This is a genomic window from Streptomyces sp. NPDC048257, from assembly GCF_043201855.1.
Taxonomy (GTDB): domain Bacteria; phylum Actinomycetota; class Actinomycetes; order Streptomycetales; family Streptomycetaceae; genus Streptomyces.
This window is the reverse complement of the sequence record NZ_JBICZI010000004.1, coordinates 503422-522640: the sequence shown is the minus strand read 5'-3', so window position 1 is coordinate 522640 and position 19219 is coordinate 503422. Positions and strand designations below refer to the sequence as shown.

The 19219-nt window shown below is 72.3% G+C and carries 18 protein-coding genes; 14 read left to right on the top strand and 4 right to left on the bottom strand.

The window, feature by feature from the left end; translation table 11 throughout:
• The first annotated feature begins 167 nt into the window (after positions 1–167).
• From ACGFZK_RS12970 to ACGFZK_RS12960, 3 genes are all read left to right on the top strand, one after another.
• Entirely contained in the window at positions 168–1559 is a 1392-nt protein-coding gene (locus tag ACGFZK_RS12970; RefSeq protein ID WP_393848896.1) for an FAD-binding oxidoreductase, read from the top strand.
• 62 nt (positions 1560–1621) lie between these two features.
• Positions 1622–2002, top strand: coding sequence for a PadR family transcriptional regulator (locus tag ACGFZK_RS12965; protein WP_393848895.1), 381 nt, complete (start codon positions 1622–1624; stop codon positions 2000–2002).
• A complete protein-coding gene (locus ACGFZK_RS12960; protein ID WP_393848894.1) occupies positions 1999–2574 on the top strand; it encodes a hypothetical protein in 576 nt (191 codons plus the stop codon). Before ACGFZK_RS12965 ends, ACGFZK_RS12960 begins: the two co-directional genes overlap by 4 nt.
• 23 nt (positions 2575–2597) lie before the next feature.
• On the opposite strand, the gene ACGFZK_RS12955 is transcribed toward ACGFZK_RS12960, so the two are convergent.
• Positions 2598–3623, bottom strand: a complete 1026-nt coding sequence (locus tag ACGFZK_RS12955) for an SMP-30/gluconolactonase/LRE family protein (protein ID WP_393848893.1) — start codon at positions 3621–3623, stop codon at positions 2598–2600.
• A gap of 79 nt (positions 3624–3702) precedes the next feature.
• On the opposite strand from ACGFZK_RS12955, the gene ACGFZK_RS12950 reads away from it, so the two are divergent.
• The 4 genes from ACGFZK_RS12950 (at position 3703) to ACGFZK_RS12935 (ending at position 7588) form a co-directional block, all read left to right on the top strand.
• A complete protein-coding gene (locus ACGFZK_RS12950) occupies positions 3703–4140 on the top strand; it encodes a MarR family winged helix-turn-helix transcriptional regulator (protein WP_393848892.1) in 438 nt (145 codons plus the stop codon).
• A gap of 147 nt (positions 4141–4287) precedes the next feature.
• Positions 4288–5553 (top strand): alpha/beta hydrolase, encoded by a 1266-nt coding sequence (locus tag ACGFZK_RS12945; RefSeq protein WP_393848891.1) that lies wholly within the window; start codon positions 4288–4290, stop codon positions 5551–5553.
• A 164-nt stretch (positions 5554–5717) separates the two neighbouring features.
• Positions 5718–6800 (top strand): alpha/beta hydrolase, encoded by a 1083-nt coding sequence (locus ACGFZK_RS12940; RefSeq protein ID WP_393848890.1) that lies wholly within the window; start codon positions 5718–5720, stop codon positions 6798–6800.
• Complete coding sequence (locus tag ACGFZK_RS12935) at positions 6797–7588, top strand: trypsin-like serine peptidase (RefSeq protein WP_393848889.1); 792 nt, start codon at positions 6797–6799, stop codon at positions 7586–7588. The genes ACGFZK_RS12940 and ACGFZK_RS12935 overlap by 4 nt, the downstream gene beginning before the upstream one ends.
• Positions 7589–7622: 34 nt before the next feature.
• Here the strand turns inward: ACGFZK_RS12935 and ACGFZK_RS12930 are convergent, their stop codons facing one another.
• The 3 genes from ACGFZK_RS12930 to ACGFZK_RS12920 all read right to left on the bottom strand — a co-directional run bounded on the left by ACGFZK_RS12930 (position 7623) and on the right by ACGFZK_RS12920 (position 10685).
• A complete protein-coding gene (locus ACGFZK_RS12930) occupies positions 7623–8573 on the bottom strand; it encodes an EamA family transporter (RefSeq protein WP_393848888.1) in 951 nt (316 codons plus the stop codon).
• A gap of 44 nt (positions 8574–8617) precedes the next feature.
• Positions 8618–9436, bottom strand: coding sequence for an isocitrate lyase/phosphoenolpyruvate mutase family protein (locus ACGFZK_RS12925; RefSeq protein WP_393848887.1), 819 nt, complete (start codon positions 9434–9436; stop codon positions 8618–8620).
• A 133-nt stretch (positions 9437–9569) separates the two neighbouring features.
• Positions 9570–10685, bottom strand: a complete 1116-nt coding sequence (locus ACGFZK_RS12920) for a threonine synthase (protein WP_393848886.1) — start codon at positions 10683–10685, stop codon at positions 9570–9572.
• A gap of 198 nt (positions 10686–10883) precedes the next feature.
• Between ACGFZK_RS12920 and ACGFZK_RS12915 the strand changes: the two genes are divergently transcribed.
• The 7 genes from ACGFZK_RS12915 to ACGFZK_RS12885 all read left to right on the top strand — a co-directional run bounded on the left by ACGFZK_RS12915 (position 10884) and on the right by ACGFZK_RS12885 (position 19173).
• Positions 10884–12455, top strand: a complete 1572-nt coding sequence (locus tag ACGFZK_RS12915) for a S8 family serine peptidase (RefSeq protein WP_393848885.1) — start codon at positions 10884–10886, stop codon at positions 12453–12455.
• Between the two features lie 143 nt (positions 12456–12598).
• Positions 12599–13768 carry a DUF4190 domain-containing protein gene (locus ACGFZK_RS12910; RefSeq protein WP_393848884.1) on the top strand — a complete coding sequence of 390 codons (1170 nt, stop codon included), beginning with the start codon at positions 12599–12601 and terminating at the stop codon, positions 13766–13768.
• Between the two features lie 137 nt (positions 13769–13905).
• The gene (locus tag ACGFZK_RS12905; protein WP_052873914.1) at positions 13906–14658 is read left to right on the top strand and encodes a GntR family transcriptional regulator; all 753 of its coding nucleotides are present in this window, start codon (positions 13906–13908) and stop codon (positions 14656–14658) included.
• Positions 14659–15100: 442 nt separating this feature from the next.
• Positions 15101–15286, top strand: coding sequence for an SPOR domain-containing protein (locus tag ACGFZK_RS12900; RefSeq protein WP_030764821.1), 186 nt, complete (start codon positions 15101–15103; stop codon positions 15284–15286).
• A 39-nt stretch (positions 15287–15325) separates the two neighbouring features.
• Entirely contained in the window at positions 15326–15772 is a 447-nt protein-coding gene (locus tag ACGFZK_RS12895; RefSeq protein ID WP_393848883.1) for a (deoxy)nucleoside triphosphate pyrophosphohydrolase, read from the top strand.
• Between the two features lie 154 nt (positions 15773–15926).
• Entirely contained in the window at positions 15927–16355 is a 429-nt protein-coding gene (locus ACGFZK_RS12890; RefSeq protein WP_393848882.1) for an ATP-binding protein, read from the top strand.
• 208 nt (positions 16356–16563) lie between these two features.
• A complete protein-coding gene (locus tag ACGFZK_RS12885; protein WP_393848947.1) occupies positions 16564–19173 on the top strand; it encodes a SpoIIE family protein phosphatase in 2610 nt (869 codons plus the stop codon).
• The last annotated feature ends 46 nt before the right edge of the window (positions 19174–19219 follow it).

Genomic DNA, 19219 nt, shown 5'->3' with positions numbered 1-19219 from the left:
GCGTGAGCCGCGTGAGCCGTACGGGCCGCATGGGCCGCATGGGCCGTTCCGCCCATGCGCGATCCGCCGGGATGGGCGGTTCCGGCGATGAGCCCGACCCCCTGCCGCGCCTACAACGGACTCATCGAAGCCCTCGGGGGCAGTGGAGCGAGAAGGCGGTGGCGGTCATGAGCACCTTCGCACCGGCCCTGGACGGCGCACGCGTGGAGCAGCTGCGGGCGGCCGTGCACGGAGACCTGATCCGGCCGGGCGAGCCCGGATACGACGGGGCGCGCAGGGTGTACAACGCGATGCACGACAAGCGGCCCGCGGCCGTGGTCCGGGCCGCCGACGCCGGTGACGTGATCGCCACCGTGAACTTCGCCCGGGAGCAGGACCTGCTGCTCGCGGTCCGCGGCGGCGGTCACAGCGTGTGCGGCCACGGCACCTGCGACGACGGGGTGGTGCTCGACCTCTCCCGGATGGGCGCGGTCCGCGTCGACCCCACGACCCGCACGGCGCGGGCCGAGGGCGGCTGCACCTGGGCCGACCTCAACCACGCCACGCACGCCTTCGGTCTGGCCACCACCGGGGGAGTGGTGTCCAGCACCGGCATCGGCGGGCTCACCACCGGCGGCGGCCTGGGCCACCTGGCCCGGCGTTGCGGGCTGGCGTGCGACAACCTCCTCGCGGCCGATGTCGTCACCGCCGACGGTTCCTTCGTGACCTGCAGCGAGGAGCGCGACGCCGACCTCTTCTGGGCCCTGCGCGGCGGAGGCGGCAACTTCGGGGTCGTCACCTCCTTCCTCCACCGGCTGCACCCCGTGGACACGGTCCTGGGCGGCCCGACCTTCTACCCGCTCGACGGCGACGTACTGCGGCGCTACCGCGCGCTGATCGCCGACTCCGACGAGAGCCTCGGCGCGCTGGCCGTCGTAGGGCTCGGACCGCCCCTTCCGGTCCTGCCCGAGCGCTGGCACGGCAGGCCGCTGTGCGCGGTCCTCGCCTGCTGGAGCGGGCCCGAGGAGCGCGACGACGAGATCCGTGCCCGCCTGGCCGGCCTCGGGCCGGTCGTCGGCCGGCATCTGGAGCGCATGCCGTACCCCGTGGTCAACACCCTGTTCGACGAGCTGCTCCCGGCGGGGCTCTTCCACTACTGGAAGGGCACCTTCAGCCGCGGGCTGCCGGACGGGGCCGTCGACGCGTACGTGGAGTACGGGGCCCGGACCCCTTCCATCCAGAGCTCGACGGTGGTGTTCCCGATCGACGGGGCCTGCCACCGGGTGGCTCCCGACGCGACCGCCTTCGCCTACCGCGACGCCGATTTCGCGACCGCCCTCAGCCCCACGATGCCCACGCGCGCCGGATGCGAGGCGAACACGGACTGGGTGCGCGGCTTCGCCGCCGCCCTGGAGCCGCACTCGATGGCGGGCGGGTACGTCAACTTCATGGACCGGGACGACCAGGACCAGGGCCGGGTCCGGGCCAACTACCGGCAGAACTACGACCGGTTGAGGGAGGTCAAGCGGCGCCGCGACCCCGGCAACCTGTTCCGCCTCAACCACAACATCGCGCCGTGACGCCGGGAGGGAGCAGATGACTGTCTTGCGGTACAAGGAAGTTGGTGACTATCTTGTACCGCATGACAAAGGAGCCGACCGCGACCGGTGACCAGCGGCGCAGTCAGCTCCTGCGCGGAGTGCTCGACCTCTGCCTGCTGTCCCTCATCGCCGAACGGCCCCGTTACGGCTTCGAGTTCGCGCAAGCGCTCGCCGAGGGCGGGCTCGACCTCGTCAGTGACGGCAGCATCTATCCACTGCTCGCACGGATGGAGCGGGCGGGGCTCATCTCCTCGTACCGCGCCCCGTCCCCCAGTGGCGGCGCCCCGCGCAAGTACTACCGCCTGACCGAGGCGGGGCACGCCGAGCTGGGCGGGGGCCGGGCCGACTGGGCGGCCTTCGCCGGGCAGGTGGGCCGGATCCTGGACACCGGTACGCAACCCACGGGGGAAACCGCACCATGACGAACGAGCAGATACTCGCGGCCTGCCGCAGCAACTGGGAGTACCGCGGGGTCGACGACGCGGCCATGCGGGAGATGCTCGACGAGCTCTCCGCGCACCTGGAGGACGCCCAGGCCGCCGGCCGCACCGCGCAGGACGTGGTGGGCCCGGACGTACGGGCCTTCGCCGCGGCCTGGGCGCGGGCGCGCGCCCCCTTCGCCCGCCGGGCGCTGCGCACGCTGGCCATGGCCGGCTACGTGCTCGGCTGGCTGTTGCTCTTCTCCTACCTGGTGCGGTGGACCACCCGACTGGACGTGACCCCCGGCCACATGGCCTTCTGGCTGGCCCTCGGCGCGGCGACGGTCGCCTGGGAGCTGCGACGCGGCGAGATGCGCCTGCACCAGCGGTGGGCGCTCTCGCTCGCAGTCGGCCTGCCGGTCGCCCTCCTCACCAGGTGGCTGGCGGGCGACGGGGCGCTCTTCACGCTCCCGCTGTGGGCCGCGCCGGTCATGCTGCTGCCCATGGCGCCGTACGCGGTCTCCGACGTGCGGGCCCGCCGGAACGCCAGGAATGATTCAACGCGCCTTCGCTGAGCGCTGCGTGACGGTGCGTACGGTCAGAGACCGCGGACCGCGGCGACCGTGAAGGTGGTCGGGGTGCCCGAGCCGGGGGACATCGGGCCGCCCTTGTCGAACTGCGAGCGGACCACCAGCGTGCGGCCCGCCGTGTGGGCGAGGGTCGTGGGGATCTGCAGGGACGGGTCCGTGATCGTACGGGTCAGGCGTGCGCGGGTGCCGTCCGCGCAGACCTGCCAGCGGGTCAGTGTGTTGGTGGTGTTGTGCGCCACGCGCAGGGTGCCGTCGGGGGAGAGGTCGAGGCCGTCGGCGGCCTTCAGGTCGCCGCCGCCGAGGTCGACGCGGCGGACGGCGCCGGTGCGCAGGTCGACGCGGTAGAGGTCGCCCGTCGGCATGTCGACGGTGAGGAGGTAGCGGCCGGCCCGGTCGGAGACGATGCCGTTGAGGCTGAAGTCGCCCGCCGGGCGGGGGCGCAGGGCCGGGGTGAGGTCGTAGGCCTCGGTCAGGGCGCCGCTGCCGGCGGCCAGTTGCTGCGGGGTCACGCGGTAGATCACCCCGCGGATGCTGTCCGTGAGGTAGGCGGTGCCGTCCGGGGTGAGGGTCAGGTCGTTGATGAAGTGGGCGGGGGCTCCCGCTCCCCGGTCCACCTCGAAGTGGGCCAGGCGGGACCCGTCGGCGGTGTCGTAGACCCCCACGCCCGCGGTGGAGTCGGTGACCCACAGGCGGCCGAGGGCGTCGACCCGCAGGCCGTTCGCCGTGTGGCGCCCGTCGGTGCCGGAGGGCAGGAACACCTCCGCCTCGGGGCGGCCGGGGCGGGCCCGGTAGACGGTGCCGTCCGCGTACGAGCCGACGTAGACCGTGCGCGAGCGGGGGTCGGTGGCGATGCCCTCCGGGTAGACCTTGGCACCCGGTAGGGCGAAGGCCGTGGATATCCGGGGGTCGCCGCCCGCCGGGGGGTGCGCCTTCGCCTGCGCCGGGGCCGCTCCCAGGGCGAGGGCCACGGCCACGGCCAGGGTCGCGGTCAGGGTGGGGGCGAGGGCAGTGGCCAGGAATGACGTCGTCTTCATCATCGTCCTCTACTGAGTAGGTGAGGGCGAATGTATGTTAGAGCTCTAATGGATGCAAGGGTGGCCGTAGGATGCGGGCATGACCTCCATGGCCCCCGAGGAGCGCATCGGCTCTCACCTCAAGCGTGCTGAGCAGGCGCTTCTCGCGGCGAAGAACACGGCGTGCAAGCCGGCCGCAGTAACGGTTCCGCAGTACGCCGCGCTGCTCTGGCTGGCGGAGAAGCCCGGCCTCTCGGCCGCGGCGCTCGCCCGGCTGTGCGGGGTGACCCCGCCGACGATGAACACCGTGCTGAAGAACCTGCAGGAGCGCGGGCTCATCGAGCGGACTCCGCACGAGTGGCACCGCAACGTGCTGGAGACCCGGCTCACGGACGAGGGGCGCCGGGTGATGGAGCTGGCGGACTCCGGGGCGGTGCGGGTGGAGCGCGCGCTGGCCGCCGCATTCACAGGTGAGGAGCGGGAGTCGCTCATCGAGCTGCTCGGGCGGTGCGCGGAGGTGCTCGACGCCCAGCGCTGAGGCCCGCAGGCCCGACCGGATCCGGCCCGCATCCCTGGCATGATTTTGCTCTGATTTGGAACTGTGCGGGGGTTTCGCACATCAGAAGTAGGGGATGCCCAGCCGTTCTGCCCTCGGGGGCAGTCATGACCGTTCGGAGCGAAGTCCGTGCACCAGTACCCGCAGCGCCCGCGGCCTGATGACCAGCCGTCGTACCAGGAGTACCCGCCCCAGGGGCAGGAACAGGGCCACCCTCAGGATTTCCCCGGGTACCCGGGTCCGGCGCACCGGCAACCGCCGCCGTACCAGCAGCAGCACCAGTATCAGCAGCAGTCGCAGTCGCGGCCCCCGCAGCGGCCGGAGCCGCAGTCGCGGCGCTCCCGGCGCCGAATATGGATCAGCGCGACGGTCGCCCTCGCGCTCCTGCTCGGCGGCGGCGGGTTCGCCGCCTGGAAGCTCGACTGGTTCTCCGGCAACGGCGAGGCCGTGAGCTTCGGCAAGAACACCCCGCCCCCGGCCACGGGCAAGACCGACCCGACCGCCCCCGCGACCGAGGCCAAGCCCTCCGGTGACCCGGACGTGCTCATGCCGACCGGCCCGAAGTCCGGCTTCAGGCAGACCGCCAAGCTCGAAGACGGCACGATCATCGCCAAGACCCGCCTCGCGGGCGCGAAGTCCGGCTTCGAGGGCGACGTCTGGGTGTGGGCGCCCAAGGAATACGACGACCCGAAGTACGCCAAGAGCGGCTTCCCGGTCCTCATCGCGCTCCCCGGCGGCAACGGCTTCCCCGACAACTACTGGGCCGACCGCAGCCTCGGCCTCCAGAAGGCCATCAGCGAGGGCACCAAGGCCGGCACCAGCCTGCCGTTCGTCGTGATCATGCCGGTGCTCAACCCGGACGCCAAGTACTACTACGACGGCTCCGACATCCCCGGCCAGGCCAAGATGGGCACGTGGATCGCCGAGGACGTCCCGGACTTCGCCAAGGCGAACTTCCGTACGTACAAGTCCCGTGACGGCTGGGCCTTCATGGGCTCCTCCTCCGGCGCCTTCGTCGGCATGAAGACCGTCCTGCAGCACCCGGACCGGTTCAAGGCCGTGATCGCCAGCGGCGGCGAGATCGTCCCCGACTCCCCGCTGTGGAAGGGCCACCAGGCGGAGATGGACGCGAACAACCCGGAGAAGCTCGCCCAGAAGCTGATCGACACCAAGGGTCCCGAGGTCTACATCAACTTCCAGATCGGTACCAAGGAGAGCGGGAAGGAGCGGATGACGAAGTTCCAGCAGCAGTTCGGCAAGGGACCCGTCAAGATGACCATCCGCGACATCCAGAACGGTGAGCACAACGGCTGGCACTACGTCCGGGGCATGAAGGAAGGCTCCCTGGAGTGGGTCAGCAAGGTCCTCAAGGGCCCGAAGCCCGAGGCCGGCTGACCGGGCAGGTCGTCCGGCTTCGGCCGCCCGCGTGGTGCTCGCCACGTCACGCCCGTCCCAGGCAACCCATCCCGTCGTTCATACCTCTGTAAAGGGTGTAAGGGGGACCGATCGGTCCGACCCGCGCTCCCGGTGAGCGCCGGAGAAGGAACGGGACAAAAACCGTGCAGCATGACCAGCAGGGCGACGGCAGCCCCATGACCCAGGGCGGCCGTCGCCCCCACCGCCTGCGCCTGGCCCTGATCGGCGCCGGGCTCGCGCTCACCCTCACCGGGGGCGGAGCGGCAGCGTACAAGTACGGCCTCTTCTCGGACATAGGGGATCCGGTTTCCTTCGGCAGGGCCCAGGAGAAGGCCGTCGCGGCCGCCGACGTGCCGCCGGAGGTCCTCATGCCGACCGGGCCGAACGCCTCGTTCGTCCGCACCTACCGGATGCCGGACGGCACGCAGATCGGCCGGACCACCCTCACCGGCAAGAAGTCCGGCTTCACGGGTGACGTATGGGTGTGGGTACCCAAGGAGTACGACGAGCCGAGGTACGCCAAGAGCGGCTTCCCGGTCCTGATCTCCCTGCCCGGCGGCCGCGGCTATCCCACCAACTACTGGGGTACGGGTCCCGGCCTCGGCCTCCAGCAGGCCGTGAGCGACGGGGTCAAGGCCGGCACGAGCCTGCCCTTCATCCTGATCATGCCGGTGCACAACGCCGACACCAAGCACCACTTCGACGCCTCGGACATCCCCGGCCAGCCCAAGATGGGCACCTGGATGGTCGAAGACATCCCGGATTTCACGAAGGCCAATTTCCGGACCTTCACCTCCCGCGACGGGTGGGCCTTCATGGGCTCCTCCGCAGGCGGATTCGGCGCCTTCAAGCACGTCCTGAAGCACCCCGACCGGTTCAAGGCCGCCATCGCGAGCGGGGTCGACATCGTCCCCGATTCCCCGCTGTGGAAGGGAAACACGCAGGCCATGGACGCGGACAACCCGGAGAAGCTCGCCGCGAAGCTGATCGCCGCGGGCGGTCCGGACGTCTACGTCAACTTCCAGATCGGGACCGCGGAGAGCGGCCGCGACAAGGCCGAGAAGTTCATGAACGACTTCGGGAAGGGCCCCGTGCACACCGCGCTGCAGGTGATCCAGGATGGTGAGCACAACGGAAAGTCGTACGTGCGCGGTATGAGGGAGGGCTCCCTGGAGTGGATCAGCAAGGTGATGAAGGCACCGACACCCGATCCCGACGTGCGATGAGCACGGTGGTGAGGGGGGCGTCGGCGGCGGCCGCGGCGGGGATCGCGGCGGTGTTCGCCGTCGCCTTCCTCAAGACGCCCGGCGAGCGGCCGGTGCTCCCCTTCCCCACCGTCGGAGTACTCATGGCGGGCGGCGAGCACTGGTGCACGGCGAGCGTCGTCGACAGCCCCGAGGGCAACGTCGTCGCCACCGCCGCGCACTGCGTGGCCCCCGCGGGCGAGGACGGGCAGCCGGGCGAGGTGGCCCACGACGGGCTGGCCATCGGCGAGCTCTCCTTCGCCCCGGCCTTCTCCGGCGAGGGCGCCGGCACCCAGCCGCTGGGGGTGTGGAAGGTCCGTTCGATCCACGTGGACGACCGCTGGACGAAGTGGGGCGAGGACACCGCCGACTTCGCCTTCCTCACCATCGAACCGGACGAGGACGGCCGCAGCGTCCAGGAGGCGGTCGGCGGCCCCGGCGAGGCCCCGAAGCCCGAATGGACCTCCGGGTACGACCGGGACGTGACCGTCGTCGGCTACCCGGAGTCCGAACACAACCCGAAGAACAAGCCCGTCTCCTGCACGACGCAGACCCGCCACGACGAGGACGACCCCGACATGCTCTACATGAGCTGCGCCGGGTTCTGGACGGGGACCAGCGGCAGCCCCTGGATCGCCGACCGGGGCGGGCCGGACCGTGCCGGGCGGCTGATCGGGGTGCTCAGCGGCGGGGACACGGACGTGGACTCCACGGCGGCGCTGTTCGACGAGCACGCGAAGGCCCTGTACGAGCGGGCCGCGCGGGGCTGAGCACCACCCGCGCGGGCGATGGGGACCTGCCGGCCTACCTCTTCCTGCGCTCCGTACTGACGATCACGCCCACCGCCGCCACGACGACCGCACCACCGACCACGATCGGCCAGGTCAGGGCCTCGTCGAGGATCAGCGCGCCCAGGGCGACGGCGACGACCGGATTGACGTACGCGTACGTGGAGACCAGCGACAGCGGGGCGGCCTGGAGCAGCCACACGTACGCCGTGAAACCGACGAGCGAGCCGAAGAGGACCAGGTAACCCAGGGCCAGCCAGGAGGCGGTGGAGAACGCCGCCGGGTCCAGCCCGCGGTGCTCGCCGCGCAGCAGGCCGACGGCCAGGGCGGCCGCTCCGCCCGCGAGCATCTGGTACGCGCTGCCGGTGAAGGGATTGGCCGGCAGCGTCAGCTTCGACGCCGAGAAGGAGCCCAGCGACCACAGGACCGAGGCCGCCAGCACCATCAAAACCCCCGACAGCCGCACCGCCCCGCTGAGCCCGGGGCTGGTCAGCACCGCGAGCCCGGCGAGGCCCACCAGCACCCCGCCCAGGGTGCGCAGCGGCGGCCGGTCCCCGGTGCTCGCCCGGAGCACCACCACCCACATCGGCACCGCTGCCACCAGCAGCGCGGCCAGGCCGGACGGCACCGAGGTCTCGGCGAGGACGACCAGGCCGTTCCCGCCGAGGATCAGCAGCAGGCCGACGGCGACCGCCGAGCCGAGCTGTGCCCGGGTGGCCCGGAGCGCGGAGGGACCGAAGCGCCAGGCGACGACGGCGGCCAGCACCAGGCCGGCGGTGATGAAGCGGGCTCCGGCGGAGAGGAACGGCGGCATGGTCTCGACGACGATCCGGATGCCGAGGTAGGTCGAGCCCCAGACCACGTAGACGAGGACGAGGGCGGTCCAAACGGCGCCGGTGATCCTGCCGCGCGGGGCGGTGGCGGCGGCCGTGGCCGGCGTGCCGTCCACGGGGGTTGAGGTGTCCATGCTCGGATCCTATGGTCGTTGGCCCATGCAGGCTTCTGGGCGTCTCAGCCCTTGAGCAGGCTGTTCAGCTCGCCGTACGGGAGGGAGTCCGCGAGGGCCCCGTAGGTGCCCTCGGAGATCAGCTCCTCGGCGGCGCGGCGGACCACGGCGTACGCGGCTTCGGCGACCCAGGAGCCGAGGCTGACGCGGGACACGCCGAGGGCGCCGAAGGCGGCGACGGACGGGGCGCCCGGGCCGAGCAGGATGTTGAGGGGGGCGTCGATGCCCCTGGCCAGCTCGGCGACGGTGGCCGGGTCCAGGACGCCGGGTACGAAGATGCCGGTGGCTCCGGCACGCAGGTACGCGGCGGCGCGGGCGAGGGTGTCGTCGAGGCGGGTGGCGCTCTCGCCGAAGCCCCTGAGGTAGGTGTCGACCCGGGCGTTGATGTAGAGCGGCACCCCGGCGGCGTCGGCGGCGGCGCGGGCCGCGGCGAGGCGCTCGATCTGCTCGGCGGGGTCGCGGTGGCCGTCCTCGATGTTGATGCCGACCGCGCCGGCGGCGATGACCCCGGTGACGGTCTCGCCCACGGCGGCCGGGTCGGCGCCGAAGCCTCCCTCGATGTCGGCGGTGACGGGGACGGAGACGGCGGCGGCCACGCGGGCGACGAGGTCGAGGGCGCGGTCGCGGGCGAGCGCGTCGCCGTCGGGGGAGCCGAGGGACCAGGCGACGCCGGCGCTGGTGGTGGCGACGGCGGGGGCGCCGGCGGCCTCGACGATGCGGGCGCCGGCGACGTCCCAGGCGTTGGCGAGGGCGAGGGGGGCGGTGGGGGTGTGCAGGGCCGCGAACGCGGTGGCCTTGGCCGGGAGATCAACATGGGTGGTCATGGGGTCAGTTCACCAGACCGGATGGGCCTGGGCTCGCGGATTTCCGACATCTGGGTGGAGCGCGTGCCGGCACCCTGGCCCCGCGCCTCAAGCGCCGGCGGGGCTGGAGGAGCGCCCCAAGCGCCGGCGGGGCTCAGTTGGGCGCCAGGCCCGTCTTCGCGCCCGCGCCGCAGAGCGGGAGGACGGCCGTGCGGCCCTGCAAGGGGTCCGTGGGGGAGAACGGGCCCACCGCGGCCCAGCAGGCTGCCGCCGTCGGTTCCACGAAGAGGCCGCGGCGGGCCAGGTCCCGCTGGGCCTCGCGCAGGCGCTCGTCCGGGACGGTCAGGAAGGTGCCGCCGGACTTGCGGACCGCGGCCAGGATCTGGCGGGCGCGGGGCGGCGCCGGGATGGCGATCCCCTCGGCCAGGGTCGGCCGTTCCTCCACCGGGTCGGCGTCCTCCGCGCCCGCGGCGAACGCCCGGGCCAGCGGGGCCACCGCCTCCGCCTGGACCGCGATCAGGGCCGGCGGCTTCACCCCGCGCCGGGCCAGTTCCTCGACGGCCAGCGCGGCTCCGAGCAGCAGGGTGCCGTTGCCCACGGGGACCACCAGGACCTCCGGGAGCCGGCCGCCGAGCTCCTCCCACACCTCGTACACGTACGTCTTGGTCCCGTGCAGGAAGTACGGGTTGAAGACGTGGCTCGCGTAGAAGACCCCCGGCTCGTCCGCCGCCGCACGGGCGGCCAGAGCCGCGGCCTCGCGGCCGCCGGGGATCACGCGGACGACCGCCCCGTGCGCCCGCATCTGTGCCGTCTTCTTCTCCGAGGTGCCCTCGGGCACGAAGACCTCGCAGTCCAGCCCGGCCCGTGCGCAGTACGCGGCCACCGACGTCCCTGCGTTGCCACTGCTGTCCGCCACGACCCGCTGCGGGGCGAGCCGCCGCGCGAGCTCCACGAGCATCACCGCGCCCCGGTCCTTGAAGGACAGGGTGGGCATGAGGAAATCCAGTTTGGCGTGAATCCGCTCCGCCAGCGGAACCAGCGGAGTGTGCCCCTCCGCCAGCGAAAGGGAGAACGCGCCGGGCAGCGGCAGCACGGACCCGTACCGCCACAGCGAATTCGGTCCCGCGGACGGGTCCAGCGCCGCGGCCGGGTCCGGCGTGAAATCGAGGTCCCAGGGCCCACCGCAGACAGGGCACCCCCAAGGCGCAGTCCGGACGTCCGCGCGTGTACCGTCCTCTGAACAGACGTAACCGGGGGGTGCGTGCGTCATGTGTGGAGCGCCTTTGCTCAAGCATGGCCGGTGGATGGCACGGATGTTACGCGTCGGTTGTTCCCTCGTGGTCGCGCCGAGGGCTGGATCAACCTTTCGGAGGCGGCAGCCCGTTGGGCCGTCCGAGTTGTCATGGCCACGCATGCGTGGCGCCGCTGCGCCCCCCGCAGTGCACCACCTAGGAGGAGGACCCGTCACATGCCAGTGATGCGTCACACACGCCGGAGATTCACCGGCATCGGCGCGACCGCGGTCGTGGCCCTCGCCCTCGCGGCGTCGTCCGCGCTTCCCGCATCGGCGTCCGGCACCGGCGGACCGGGTGTGATCCAGAACGCCGGAGCCCCGGGGTCCATACCCGGCAGCTACATCGTGACCCTGAAGGACTCCGCGGCCCGCTCGACCGCCGCGAGCGGTCAGGCCGTCGCGAAGCGGTACGGCGCGAAGATAGACAAGACCTACAGCGCCGCCCTCAACGGCTACTCCGTCAAGGTCTCCGAGGCGCAGGCCAAGAAGCTCGCCGCCGACCCCGCGGTCAAGTCGGTCGTGCAGAACCGCACCTTCACGGTCAACACCACCCAGCCCTACCCGCCGTCCTGGGGTCTGGACCGCGTCGACCAGGGCCCGCTGCCGCTCAACCAGAGCTACGCGTACCCGGACAAGGCCGGCGAGGGCGTCACGGCGTACATCATCGACACCGGTGTCCGCATCACGCACCAGGACTTCGGCGGCCGCGCCTCCTACGGCTATGACGCCATCGACAACGACAACACCGCCCAGGACGGCCACGGTCACGGCACGCACGTCGCCGGCACCGTCGCGGGCGGCTCGTACGGCGTGGCCAAGAAGGCCAAGGTCGTCGGCGTCCGCGTCCTCGACAACAGCGGCAACGGCACGACCGCCCAGGTCGTCGCGGGCATCGACTGGGTGACCCGCAACGCCGTCAAGCCGGCCGTGGCCAACATGTCGCTCGGCGGCGGCGCGGACACCGCGCTCGACGACGCCGTCCGCAACTCCATCGCCTCCGGCATCACCTACGCCGTGGCCGCGGGCAACGACTCCGTCGACGCCTCCAGGAAGTCCCCGGCGCGCGTCACCGAGGCCATCACGGTCGGCGCCACCACCAGCACCGACGCCCGGGCGAGCTACTCCAACTACGGCTCCGTGCTGGACATCTTCGCGCCGGGCTCCTCCATCACCTCCGCGTGGGGTACCGGGGACAGCGCCACCAACACGATCAACGGCACGTCGATGGCCACGCCGCACGTCGCGGGCGCGGCCGCCGTCTACCTCTCGCAGAACCCGGCCAGCACGCCGACCCAGGTGGCCACGGCCCTGGTGGGCTCGTCCACCCCGAACGTGGTGACCAACGGCGGCGCAGGTTCCCCGAACCGGCTGCTCCACGTGATCGCCCAGGGCCCCGTCCCGCCGGGCAAGCGCTTCGAGAACACCGCGGACCACGCGGTCGGCGACAACGCGACCGCCGAGTCGCAGATCACCGTCAGCGGTGTCATCGGCAACGCCCCGTCGGCGCTCAAGGTCCCGATCGACATCAAGCACACGTACATCGGTGACCTCAAGGTGGACCTGGTCGCGCCCGACGGCTCGGTCTACACCCTGCACAACCGGGCCAACGACGGCGCCGACAACATCATCAGGACCTTCACCGTGAACGCCTCGGCGGAGACGGCGAACGGTGTCTGGAAGCTCCGCGTGAACGACAACGCGATCGGCGACACCGGGAAGATCGACTCCTGGGCGCTCCAGTTCTGAGCAGCCGGAGACACGGGCCGTGACCCGGCCGTGAGAACAGCGGGGGCGACCGACTTGTCGGTCGCCCCCGCTGCGTACTATTCGCGCATTCGTTCGCGCCCTCGCGGCGCGCCCCGCGCCGCCCCCGCGATGGAGTCCGTCCCGTGAGCACCCCGCCGAGCCCTCCTCCCGGACCGGTCCACTCCTGGCCCCCGCCGTCCCCGCAGGAGGGTTGGGGCCGGCCGCCGGGCTTCCAGCAGCGTCCGCCGGAGCTCAACGGTTTCGCGCTCGCCTCGCTCCTCTCCGGGCTGCTGTGCTTCCCGCCGCTCGGCATGGCCTTCGGCATCGCGGCCCTGGTGCAGATAGAGAAGCGGGGGGACCGCGGCAAGGTGATGGCGATCGTGGGCCTGGTGCTGTCGGTGGTGATGACCGGCGGACTGGTCTTCACCGTCGGGCGGGTCCTCGGCGCCGCCGAGGACCGGTTCACCTCGCTGACCGAGTACTCCGACGTCGAGGGCGAACTCACGGACCCCGACGACCTGAAGGCGGGCGACTGCTTCAACGTACCGGGCGGGGACCTGGTCGACGAGCGGCCCGTGACGTACCGGATCGACTGCGCCCGGGTGCACCACGGTGAGGTCACCGCGTCAAGGGTCCTGGAGGCGGCGGAGGTCGCGGAGCCCGGCGGGTCCGGCCGCGAGTCAGAGGACGCGTGCTGGAAGGCCCAGGACGAGTACGCGATGGACACGTGGGCGCTGCCCGAGTACGCGGAGATGTTCTACTACGCGCCCTCGCGCGAGTCCTGGCAGCAGGGGGACCGGAAGCTGCTCTGCGTGATCGGCACCACCGACGAGGAGTGGCGGGGCAGTCTGCGCAAGGACGCCGGCATGCTGAAGCCGGAGCAAGCGGCCTTCCTGCGGGCCGCCAACACCGTGGAGTTCGTCATGAGCCGGCCTCCCGAGAGCGGCGTGGAGGACGCGCTGCCCGAGTACCGGGCGTGGGCGCGCGAGGTGCACGCGGCGCTGGGCGCCGAGGCGAAGCTGCTGCAGGCGGACGCGGCACGGGCGGGGCTGGAGAAGGTGGTTCCGGCACAGCTCAAGGAGATCGAGGCGGCGCGCGCGGAGTGGCAGCGCGCCTCACAGGCCAAGACGCCGGCGGAGTTCGACCGGCAGTGGGACCGGGCGGCGGCCGCGCCGTCCCTGGAGACGGAGAAGGCGCTGCGCGGTGCGTACGGGCTTTCGACGGCGATTCCCCAGTGGCTGGAGGACAGCCAGGGCGACCCGGAGGACCTTGAGGACGGGCCCGGCCGGGGCCCCTCGTCGGAGTCGGTGTGACGTCGTCGGGGTAACGCATGGTAACGGGTTTGAGTGACCTGGCTTCATCACTTCGGGTGAAACTCTGGCCCTTGCTTGCGGTCTTCAACCGTCGGTTGCCAGGGTGTAGCTGTCTGTCAACCTGATGGGAGTGGCCAGTGACTTTCGGTGAGCAGCCGGCCTATTTGCGCGTGGCCGGGGATCTGCGACGCAAGATCGTCGACGGTTCTCTGCCCCCGCACGCCCGGCTCCCCTCTCAGGCACGCATCCGCGAGGAGTACGGGGTCTCCGACACCGTCGCCCTGGAGGCGCGCAAGGTCCTCATGGCGGAGGGGCTGGTCGAGGGCCGGTCCGGATCCGGTACGTACGTACGGGAACAGCCGGTCCCGCGGCGGGTCGCCCGCGCCGGCTACCGCACGGGCGGCGCCTCGACGCCGTTCCGGCAGGAACAGGCCGACGCGGGCGCGCGCGGCACGTGGGAGTCGAGCAGCGAGCAGACGGGCGCCCCCACGGAGATCGCGAAGCGGCTCGGCATCGAGCCGGGCGAGCGCGTGATGCGGACGCGGTACGTCTTCCGCGACGCGGGGGAGGCCATGATGCTGTCGACCTCCTGGGAGCCGCTCGCCGTGACCGGCCGGACCCCCGTGATGCTGCCGGAGGAAGGGCCGTTGGGCGGCTCCGGGGTGGTGGACCGGATGGCCGCGATCGACGTCGTCGTGGACAACGTGGTCGAGGAGGTCGGCGCGCGGCCCGGCCTGGCGGAGGAGATCATGCTCCTCGGCGGGGTGCCGGGGCACGTGGTGCTGGTGATCGGCCGCACCTACTACGCCTCCGGCCGGGCCGTGGAGACGGCCGATGTGGTGGTCCCGGCGGACCGTTACCGCCTGGCGTACCACCTCCCCGTGCGGTGACCGCTCCCGCTCGCGCGTGAACCCCCGGGCGCCGCCCGGGGGTTCACGCGCGCCCGGCGCGACGCCGCCGGCCCGGCGGGTTTCGGCGCGATGGTGATCGTCTGCGCCGTCCCGGTCCGCGCGTCCCCGGACTGTTCGGTCCGTATGGCGGGACCCCCGCCTCCACCGGCGCGGCCGGGCCCGGCCGGGACGCCGTGCCGCTTGCTCGACGCCACCTGCGCGGACGCCCGTCGTACGGCGGCGCGGTGGCCCCGCCCGGGCCCTCGGTGCGCCCCGTTCGAACCGGCGCGCACGGCCCACTCGTACGCATGGCCGGATGCGTACGCCTGCGAGGTACCTCTTCGTGAAAAACCGTATCCGCTCCGTAAAGGTCGGGCGTAAGGTCGGGCATATGCGCAATGCGGTTTCCCGGACAGGTACGTCGGCGGAGGGTGAAAACGCAATGAACGACAGCGGTGCCCTGCTCCCGTGGCTGGTCATACGTGAGGACGACAACGGCAACCGCTACCGGGTGGGCCGGTACGCCACCCGGGCCGAGGCCCAGAAGGTCGCCGACAGCCTCGAGGACCGAGGACACAAGCAGCTCTACTGGGTCGAGCGGATCGGTCGGACCGCCACGATGAACTGAGCGTCGCTGCCCTTGACGACGCTGACATAGGCTCCGCCCATGACGGTACGAGTGGTCGTGGGCGGAGCCCTTTGTCATGAGGGGCGCCTGCTGGCCGCCCGCCGCAGCGCACCGCCCGAGCTCGCCGGACGCTGGGAGCTGCCGGGCGGGAAGGCCGAGCCTGGCGAGTCCGTCCCCGAGGCGCTGGTGCGCGAACTGCGTGAGGAGCTCGGCGTGGAGACCGAGCCGCTGGAACGGATCCCGGGGGAGTGGCCGCTCAAGCCCGGCCTCGTCCTGCACGTGTGGACCGCGCGGCTGCTCTCCGGAGTGCCCGCGCCGCTGGAGGACCACGACGAACTGCGCTGGCTCGGCCCGGAGGAGCTGGAATCGGTGGACTGGCTCGACCAGGACCGGCCGGCGGTCGCGGAGGCGGGACGCCGACTGCGCCGGGACGGCGCCCGTGACGGCGGTCGCGACGGCGCCCGGCGCGGCAGCGGGGGCGCGTGACGCTCGCGGTGTAGGCCGTCTGCGCCACAGTGCGCCGGTGGGCGGGGGGGCGAGTGGTACGACGCCCCGAATATCGGGTATGTCGCTATTAATCCCTATCTCGTCCCCCTTTCGTCCCCGACGAACCGGACTGGGGTCGCTGCTGGCCCGGGAAGTGATCGGCGTGATCGACACAGACGGTGAGTGCGCCGAGTGGGCCTTCCCCGCCGAGCCCGGCGCCGTCCGCACCGCCCGCCACGCCGTGCGCGGAACCCTGCACGCGTGGGGCCTGGAGGCCGTCGGCGATGTGACCGTCCTGCTGGTCAGCGAGCTCGTCACCAATTCCCTGCGGTACGCCTCCGGCCCCATCGGTGTCCGTCTGGAACGGCGCAATCCGGCCGCCGACAGCCCCGCGGGCGGACCCGCCCTGCTCGTGGAGGTTTCTGATCCGCTTCCGGATCCGCCCCGCGAGCGGGTCGCGAACCACGACGACGAGGGGGGTCGCGGCCTGCACCTGGTGGCCGTCTCCTCACAGCGCTGGGGGACCCGGCACGGGAAGTCGGGCAAGACTGTGTGGTTCGAGTTGGCTCTTCCTGGTGAGTAACAAGGTGAACGGTGGCGTGTGACCTTCGGGGGATGTCTTCCGGCGGCAGTCGGGGTAGGAGCTCGGGGGAGATCGCGTGACATGGCTCGAAATCATCGAGACCGTGCTGTGATCGTGAACGCCGTGCCGTCCGGGGCCGTGGTGCTGAATACTTCGGTCATGGCCGGTCCGGTTGCGGTGAGCTGGAGGGGACGGTCGCGTGAGCGAGATACCTGCGCAGGCACATCAGACCGACGTGCCGCGAGAGACATGGCACGACGCCCTGTGGCACAGCAGTCCGCCTGGCTCTATATATGACTACATAAAGGTCGCATCCTTCTCGATCGGGCCCGACGGGTTCATCGATCAGTGGAGCCTGCGCGCCGAGGAACTGTTCGGACTGACGGCCTCCCAGGCCGTGGGCCGCGACCCGGTCGACGCCTTCATGCCGCCCGAGCTGCGTCCCGACGCGCACCGCAAGGTCGCCGAGATCCTCGACGGCAAGGAATGGACGGGCCTGATCCCCTTCCGGATCCCGGGCGGGAACGGCGCGCACGGCGTGGCCGAGATCTATGTGATGCCCACCCAGACCGAGACCGCCGAACGGGCCGCGCTCTGTGTCGTCGTCGACGTACGCGCGCTGCGCCGGATCGAATCCGATCTGGCCGCCTCGCAAGCGATATTCGGCCAATCCCCCTTCGGCTTCCTGCTCTTCGGCACGGACCTCACCGTGCAGCGGGCCAACCGCCGGTTCGCCACCGTCTTCGGCGGCGCGGCCGAGGAGCACCGCGGCCGGACCGTGCACGATTACCTGCCGGCGCACGAGGCCGACCGGATGGCCGATGCCCTGCGCCGGGTGCTGGACACCGGGGACTCGGTGACCGACCTGCGCATCACCGGCGCCGCCCCCGGCAGCCGGGAGAACCGCCACTGGTCCATCAACCTCTACCGCGTCCACGGCGGCAGCGGCCGCCCGATCGGCGTGGCGGGGATCGGCACCGACGTCACCCGCCGCCACCTCGCCGCCCGCGAGGCCGCCGGGGTCCGGCGCAATCTGGCCCTCCTCAACGAGGCCGGGCACCGCATCGGGAACTCCCTCGACCTGGAGACCACCGCCCGCGAACTCCTCGACGTCACCGTCCCCGGCTTCTGCGACCTGGCCGCCGTCGACCTCTACCAGGGGCTGCTGCTCGGCGACGACGACCGGCCCGCCCGGCCGCAGGGCCCCGGCGTGCCCAGCCTGCCCGGCCAGGGCCCGGCGCGTACGCCCTCGGCCGCCCTGCGCCGGGTGGCCTTCGCCTCCGCCGTCTCGGACGCCCCGCTGTCCGGTCCGGGCGCGCTGGTCTCCGTAGGCGACATCCACCGGTACCCGGCCGCGTCACCGGGCGCGCTGGCCCTGCGTACGGCGCGGCCGCGGCTGATCGAGGGCGGCGGACCGGAGGACCTCGTCCAGTCCACGCTCGTCGTGCCGATGGTCGCCCACGACACCGTGGTCGGGCTCGCGCAGTTCTCCCGCACCAAGGGCAGCGAACCCTTCGGCGAACGCGACCGGGCGGTGGCCGTGGAACTGGCCGCCCGCGCCGCCGTGTGCATCGACAACGCACGGCTCTACCGGCGCGAGCACGAACGGGCCCTGATACTGCAGCGCAGCCTGCTGCCCCCCGGCGACCCGGAGGCGGCCGGCCTGGACATCGCCTGCCGGTACCTGCCGGGCAACGCGGCCACCGAGGTCGGCGGGGACTGGTTCGACGTCATCGAGCTGCCCGGGCACCGCACGGCGCTGGTCGTCGGCGACGTCATGGGCCGGGGGCTGCGGGCCGCCGTCGCCATGGGCGAACTGCGGACCGCCGTACGGACCCTCGCGCTGCTGGACCTCGAACCGGCGGAGGTACTGACCGCCCTCGACGAGATCGCCCGCGGCCTCGGCGCCCCCGGCGGCTCCCAGCAGGCCTCCCGGGCGGCCCTGCACTCGCGGGACGCGGACCGCTCCGAGGTGTACCTCGCCACCTGCGTGTACGCGGTCTACGACCCGGTGACGCGGCGCTGCACGATCGCCAACGCGGGCCACATGCCGCCCGTGCTGGTCGAACCCCCGGACGAGGCCGGCGTCCCGCGGCCCGCACTGCTCCTGGAGGTGCCGCCCGGGATGCCGCTGGGCGTGGGCGGCGAACCCTTCGAGGAGGTCGAGGTCGACCTGCCGGAGGGCGCCCTGCTGGCCCTCTACACGGACGGGCTCGTGGAGTCCCGCGACCATCCCCTGGAGGAGGGGCTGCGCGGGCTGCGCGAGGCCCTCGCCGATCCGGTCCGCCCGCTGGAGGACGTCTGTGACCACGTGCTGAACACCCTCGACACCCGGCACGGCGAGGACGACATCGCCCTGCTCATGGCCCGGGTGCAGGGCCTTCCGGTGGACGCGGTCGGCGACTGGCAGCTGCCGCGCGAGGCCCGTTCGGTGGGCCGGGCCCGGGAACTGGCCCGGGCGAAGCTCCCGGCATGGGGCCTGGAGGGCCTGCTGGACACGACCGAACTGCTGGTCAGCGAGCTGGTCACCAATGCCCTGCGGTACGGGGAGGGCGAGATCCGGCTGCGGTTGCTGCTGGACCGCACGCTGGTCTGCGAGGTCTGGGACGCGAACCTGGTCCAGCCGCGGCGCCGGCGTGCCCGCGACACGGACGAGGGCGGCCGCGGCCTCCAGCTGGTCGGCCTGCTCTCGGCTGGCTGGGGCACGCGCCGCACCCACCGGGGCAAGACGGTCTGGTTCGAGCTCCCGCTGCCCGGCGCGGCGGCGGAGGCCGTCGCCGAACTCTCGGCGGAGCAGCTGCTGAGCATGTACGGCTGAGCGGGGCCGCGGGCCCCTGCCCCCGGAGCCCACGGAGCCCCCGGAC